3 protein-coding genes are annotated in these 1,821 nt (G+C 48.3%); 2 read left to right on the top strand and 1 reads right to left on the bottom strand.

Annotation, left to right across the window (positions count from 1 at the left end; translation table 11 throughout):
• Window positions 1-531: photosynthetic reaction center family protein (locus LYNGBM3L_RS00820; protein ID WP_008177879.1), on the bottom strand; the 531-nt coding region annotated here is incomplete at its 3' end.
• A 268-nt stretch (window positions 532-799) separates the two neighbouring features.
• Between LYNGBM3L_RS00820 and LYNGBM3L_RS00825 the strand changes: the two genes are divergently transcribed.
• Together LYNGBM3L_RS00825 and LYNGBM3L_RS00830 are read left to right on the top strand one after the other, a co-directional pair.
• Complete coding sequence (locus LYNGBM3L_RS00825; protein WP_008177880.1) at window positions 800-1,066, top strand: UPF0367 protein family; 267 nt, start codon at window positions 800-802, stop codon at window positions 1,064-1,066.
• A 24-nt stretch (window positions 1,067-1,090) separates the two neighbouring features.
• The gene (locus LYNGBM3L_RS00830) at window positions 1,091-1,759 is read left to right on the top strand and encodes an energy-coupling factor ABC transporter ATP-binding protein (RefSeq protein WP_008177882.1); all 669 of its coding nucleotides are present in this window, start codon (window positions 1,091-1,093) and stop codon (window positions 1,757-1,759) included.
• Window positions 1,760-1,821 lie beyond the last annotated feature (62 nt).

The raw sequence follows: 1,821 nt of genomic DNA on the forward strand, positions 1-1,821 counted from the left end.
ACCCGCTACTCCGAAGCTAGGTGCAAAGAACCAGCTGGACTGTCCCAACGGGTACATCAGGAACACGCTGACAAATACTGCAATCGGCGCACTGAATGCGATCGCGTTGTAGGGTCTGATGCCTACTAGACGAGCAATTTCAAATTGCCGCAGCATGAACCCAATCAGGCCAAACGCTCCGTGGAATGCCACAAAGCTCCACAACCCTCCTAGTTGGAACCAGCGGGTCAAGTCTCCTTGAGCTTCTGGTCCCCACAACAGCAGCAGGGAGTGTCCCAGGCTGTTGGGAGGAGAGGATACTGCTACGGTCAGGAAGTTGCAGCCTTCGAGGTAGGAAGACGCTAAGCCGTGGGTGTACCAAGAAGTAACAAAGGTGGTACCAGTTAGCCAGCCCCCCAAAGCCATGTAGGCACAGGGGAACAACAGAATGCCTGACCAGCCAACGAATACAAAGCGGTCGCGCTTGAGCCAGTCGTCGAGGATGTCAAACCATCCTCTGGTGCTGGGGGCGCGTCCTACTGCTACTGTCATAGCAAGGATCTCCAGATATATATAAGTACGGTAAGCCGATTTACTTTCTTGCCAACTTTGCTACCTTACTAAAGGGCGTCTAAGTAAAGAAAAGTAAAGTTCGTCTAATATAACTATCATAATATGTCATAATTCTTAATTTTGCTACCCCCTTAAAAAAAATTAGGTAATAACTGCACCCAAGATACCGCTCTTACCCCGGTTTGGGCTGGGGTCTAAGATAAGAAAAAGAAGTACATTTATAGAACGCGCTACGGCTTGATACTCCATGTTCACCATTGACTTGATTCTAAGGAATACACCCATGCCACTGTCTGTGCAACGTAAGTCAGAAGAAGAGGCGCAAGCGACCTACCAGGAAATTTTGACAGCCATGCGCTCTGGGCATCCTCAGTTGTTAGAACTCAGCTGCGATCACCAGCCAGAGAAGAAAATTGGCGTTCTCAGCGATCAGATCAGTGCAGCAATGATTTCTCAAAAATCTGGAGCCACAGGCTCAGGACGTACTCCCGGCTTCTTTGCCATGGCTGAATAAATTCATGGAACAGCAAGATATATAATGACTCAACCAGCAATTCAAGTAAGAGAGGTTGGCTTCAACTGGCCTAAAGGGGGGACAGTTTTGCAATCTTGCTCCCTGGAAGTCCCTAAGGGGGAGTTTTGGATGCTCTTAGGAACCAATGGCAGTGGTAAATCAACCTTACTTAGATTACTGGCTGGTTTATTGTCCCCCCAATCCGGTGAAATTTACCTAGCGGGTTCAGCAGGTTTTGTTTTCCAGAATCCTGATCATCAGCTAGTGATGCCTACCGTAGGTGCCGATGTAGCCTTTGGACTGGTAGCAGAAAAGCTCGACCTAGCTCAAGTTCAAGCCCGGGTAAAAGAAGCTCTAGCTGCGGTCAATTTACTAGACCTAGAACGACGCCCGATCTATGCCCTCAGCGGTGGTCAGAAGCAGCGAATTGCGATCGCTGGTGCGATCGCAAGACAGTGCGAGATTTTATTGTTAGATGAACCCACTGCCCTACTCGATCCAGATACCCAGATGGATTTAGTATCACAAGTGCGAAATTTAGTCAAAAGTAGAGGATTGACAGCCATTTGGGTTACGCACCGTTTGGATGAGTTGGATTATTGTGATGGAGCATTTTTGTTAGACCAGGGTCGGGTCATTGACCAAGGTCAACCGGAACGCCTGAAGCAAAGACTGGTAAGTCCTAATCACTGATTCTCGGGAAGTTTCCGGAAAGTGGTAGGATTTGTAATCGGCTAACTGTTCTGAGTCGGAGA

The organism is Moorena producens 3L (assembly GCF_000211815.1).
Lineage (GTDB): Bacteria > Cyanobacteriota > Cyanobacteriia > Cyanobacteriales > Coleofasciculaceae > Moorena > Moorena producens.